Source organism: Streptomyces herbicida (assembly GCF_032656585.1).
GTDB lineage: Bacteria > Actinomycetota > Actinomycetes > Streptomycetales > Streptomycetaceae > Streptomyces > Streptomyces herbicida.
Window position 1 is genome coordinate 1 of the sequence record NZ_JAUYWJ010000068.1, and the last position, 3,664, is coordinate 3,664.

The following is a 3,664-nucleotide window of genomic DNA, read 5'->3' on the forward strand; positions in this document are numbered from 1 at the left end:
CGGGCTTTCCTCCGGGCGCTTCCCTTCGGTCTTGCGTTTCCGACTCTATCAGACCTTTTCTCGATCCGATTTCCTCGGCGCTTTCCAGGTTCCCGCTTCCGCGTTTCCCTTTCCGGCGGTTCCGACTTTATCAGAAGTTTCGGGCCGGTCTGACCGGCTGCTCATTTCTGAGTAATCGGAGGAGCGCTTCTCGGAATTGTGACTCCACAAGAAGCAATAGATTCAAAGCCGCCACACGGGACCGTCTGTCCGGCCCTCTAGGCAACTGTTTGAATCTACCTCCCCACATGCTCCGTGTCAACGGCTCTCGTGGGGCGAAGAGGACACTAGCAGCTCAGGCCCTGTGCACGCACATCAGGCGGCCGTCGGGACGGTCGAGCTGCGCTCGGCCTCCTCGAGGTCGCCCGTTTCGCCGGCGCGTGCGGCACGGCCGCCCAGGACATAGACGTACGCGAGGAAGGCCAGCTCAGCGAGGACCCCAATGCCAATGCGGGCCCAGGTGGGCAGGCCCGAGGGGGTGACGAAGCCTTCGATGGCACCGGAGACGAAGAGGACCAGGGCGAGGCCGATCGCCATGGCCACGGCGGCCCGGCCCTCTTCGGCGAGAGCCGTGCGACGAGTGCGGGGACCCGGGTCGATCAGGGTCCAGCCGAGGCGCAGTCCCGTACCGGCCGCCACGAAGACCGCGGTCAGTTCGAGCAGGCCGTGTGGGAGGACCAGGCCCAAGAACGTGTCGAGTCGTCCGGCCGACGCCATGAGGCCGAAGCCGACGCCGAGGTTGAGCATGTTCTCGAAGAGGATCCAGAGGACCGGCAGACCGAGGAAGACGCCCAGGACCAGGCACATCGCGGCGGCCTGGGCGTTGTTCGTCCACACCTGGGCCGCGAAGGAGGCGGCAGGGTGGCTCGAGTAGTACGACTCGTACTCACCGCCCGGCCGGGTGAGCTCACGCAGCTGGCTCGGGGCCGCTATGGAGGACTGCACGTCGGGGTGCGTGCCTATCCACCAGCCCAGGAGGATCGCGATGGCGGTGGACACCAGCGCTGTCGGTACCCACCAGTGGCGCGAGCGATAGACCGCGGCGGGAAAGCCGTACCCCAGGAAACGCGTGACGTCGCGCCAAGAAGCGCGGCGGGTTCCCGTCACGGCGCTACGCGCGCGTGCCACGAGTTGGCTGAGCCGGCCCGTGAGCTGCGGGTCGGGGGCGGCGGACTGGATCAGGGAAAGATGGGTTGCGGTGCGCTGGTACAGGGCGACGAGTTCGTCGGCCTCCGCGCCGGAGAGACGACGCTGGCGGCGGAGCAGGGCGTCGAGGCGGTCCCACTCGGCTCGGTGGGCGGAGACGAAGACGTCCAGGTCCATCGGGTCTGTCTGCTCCTCGACTGCTCGTCGACTGCTGATCGGGGCTGTCAGCTTGTCGTACTGGGGCGCGATGCGCCCTCAGCTTGGCAGACTTGCGGTTCTCGAGGCAGACCAGGGGAAGGACGGCGGGCGTGAGTGAGCTGGTGACGGGCGAGGCGGTGGCGCTGGAATTGCGCCCCGCGAGGCTGCCCAGCAGGGCGCTGGCGATATTGCTCGACCTGGTCGTGGCCATGGCGGCCTATATAGCCGTGGCCTTGGTGCTGGCGGCGTCGACGGCGTCCTTGGACGAGGCGGCTCAGATCGCGCTCTCGATCGCGACGTTCCTGCTGGTGCTGGTGGGCGGGCCCATCGCGGTGGAGACGCTCAGCCATGGTCGGTCGCTGGGGAAGATGGCGTGCGGACTGCGCGTGGTGCGGGACGACGGCGGGCCCATTCGCTTCCGGCACGCACTGGTCCGGGGCGCCATCGGCGTGGTCGAGATTCTGCTGACATTCGGGGTCGTCGCCTGTATCGCGTCCCTCGTGTCGGCTCGCGGGCGGCGGCTCGGGGATGTGTTCGCAGGCACGTTGGTCGTACGGGAGCGGGTGCCCGTCGGGCAGACCGGCTTCGTTCCTCCGCCGCCGCCCTGGCTCGTGGGGCGCTTTGCGGAGGTCGACCTGTCGGCGGTCCCCGACGGTCTGTGGCTTGCCGTCCGTCAGTACCTGACGCGTATGCAACAGCTCGATCCGCAGGTCTCCTGGACCCTGGCGGAGCGGCTCGCGTCCGACCTGGCGGCTCGCACGGGGACTCCGGCGCCGCAGGGTGTTCCGCCGGCGGCCTATCTGGCGGCGGTGATGAACGAGCGGCAGGCACGCGAGGCCCGTCGGGCGTTCGGAGGCGGTCCGGCCGCGGGAGCGCCGTTTGCGGGAGGCGTGGCGGTCGGCGGGAACGTGCCCGTCGGAGGAAACGTGCCGCCGGTCGTGGGCGGCATGCCCGTCCGGGGTGGGGCACCGGTCCCGGGTGGGGCACCGGTCCCGGGTGGGGCACCGGTCCATGGTGGAACACCTGTCGCAGGTGCAGCGCCTGCCGTGGGAGGCGCCCCTCAGACTTACCCGCCCAGCGGTTTCCCGCCTGCCGCCGGTGTTCCTGGCGATTACGCCTCCCCGGCCTCCGCGGCCTCTCCGGCTCCCGTCGACCGGCCCACGTCCCCGCAGGACCGGCCGCCTGTCGACCGCCCGGCCACCGGCTTCGTACCGCCGGCATAGCTCGCACCGAGCCGCGGCGGCACCTCGTGCCCGTCAGCCGAACACCGTCGGCGGCGACTGCAGGTCCTCCAGCTCGATGCCGGGTGCCGCTAGGACCACGTCGCCCGTGATGTGCACGGTGTGCCGCTCGCCCGTGTCCAGGGCTGTGACCTGGTATTCGTCCACGGTCAGAGGGCCGTTGTCAGTGGCGTGTGTTTCGCTGTTCACCAGGGCCCAGGACTGGTCGACGGTGCGGGGGGCGAGGACCGGGTCCGTGAAGGCCACTAGGCGTACGCGGGTCGCGGTGGAGGAAGGTGTGAGGCGCAGGAGACGGGCAGTGGCGACCAGGAACGCGGGGGACGTGCCGGTGAAGGCGTGGGCGCGCACATTGCCTTCGGTGGCTTGAGTGCCGGTGGGGTCGGTTCGGACCCAGGTGACGCCGTCCAGGGCGGCACCGCGCACCTGCCAGCCTCCCGCGTGGAGTTCGAGGCGGATGGGGCGTCCGAGATCGTCGAGAGCCAGGTCGACGGAGCCGCTGTGTGCGCCCGACGGGGTGGTCAGCTGAGACACGTAGCGCCAGCCGGAGGGGCCGGGCGCGCACTGGAAGTGCTCTTCCGCGAGGGGGGTGTGATCGTGCGGATCGTGAAGCGAATATCGGCCGCGGGGCATGGGGGTCCTGGGTCTTGATGGGTTGGTGGTCCGGTCACCTCGACGGGCCGCTCCGGCCGGTGTGACGGCCGGCCGGCCAAAGGGGCAGGCCCCCGGCACGGGGGTGCGGGGGCCTGCCTCGGAGGACTTGCCGCCAGGAGGAGCGCGTCAGTGAACGGACGGGCCCCTCCGGCGAGCGGGACTGCGCACTCAGTAGCGGTAGTGGTCCGACTTGTACGGGCCCTCGACCTCCACGCCGATGTACGCGGCCTGCTCCGGACGCAGCGTCGTCAGCTTGACGCCGAGGGCGTCCAGGTGGAGACGGGCGACCTTCTCGTCGAGGTGCTTGGGCAGCGTGTACACACCGACCGGGTACTCGGACTGCTTGGTGAACAGCTCGATCTGGGCCAGCGTCTGGTCCGCGAACGAGT

4 protein-coding genes are annotated in these 3,664 nt (G+C 69.9%); 1 reads left to right on the top strand and 3 read right to left on the bottom strand.

All coding sequences use genetic code 11. The features are described 5' to 3' along the window. Positions 1-354 precede the first annotated feature (354 nt). Positions 355-1,362: a stage II sporulation protein M gene (locus Q8A52_RS48645; protein ID WP_316765120.1), complete on the bottom strand. Its 1,008-nt coding sequence runs from the start codon at positions 1,360-1,362 to the stop codon at positions 355-357. 131 nt (positions 1,363-1,493) lie between these two features. Here Q8A52_RS48645 and Q8A52_RS48650 point away from each other — a divergent pair, with 131 nt between their 5' ends. Further along, the gene (locus Q8A52_RS48650) at positions 1,494-2,606 is read left to right on the top strand and encodes an RDD family protein (protein WP_316765121.1); all 1,113 of its coding nucleotides are present in this window, start codon (positions 1,494-1,496) and stop codon (positions 2,604-2,606) included. Between the two features lie 33 nt (positions 2,607-2,639). Here the strand turns inward: Q8A52_RS48650 and Q8A52_RS48655 are convergent, their stop codons facing one another. Then, positions 2,640-3,254: a hypothetical protein gene (locus tag Q8A52_RS48655; protein ID WP_316765122.1), complete on the bottom strand. Its 615-nt coding sequence runs from the start codon at positions 3,252-3,254 to the stop codon at positions 2,640-2,642. Positions 3,255-3,443: 189 nt separating this feature from the next. Next, positions 3,444-3,664, bottom strand: a 221-nt coding sequence (locus tag Q8A52_RS48660; RefSeq protein WP_316765123.1) for an adenosylhomocysteinase, incomplete at its 5' end; no start/stop codon positions are given.

Bases quoted from the DNA above. Each gene is read 5' to 3' on its own strand.
- Q8A52_RS48645 (WP_316765120.1), bottom strand. From the start codon at position 1,362: ATGGACCTGGACGTCTTCGTCTCCGCCCACCGAGCCGAGTGGGACCGC.
- Q8A52_RS48655 (WP_316765122.1), bottom strand. From the start codon at position 3,254: ATGCCCCGCGGCCGATATTCGCTTCACGATCCGCACGATCACACCCCC.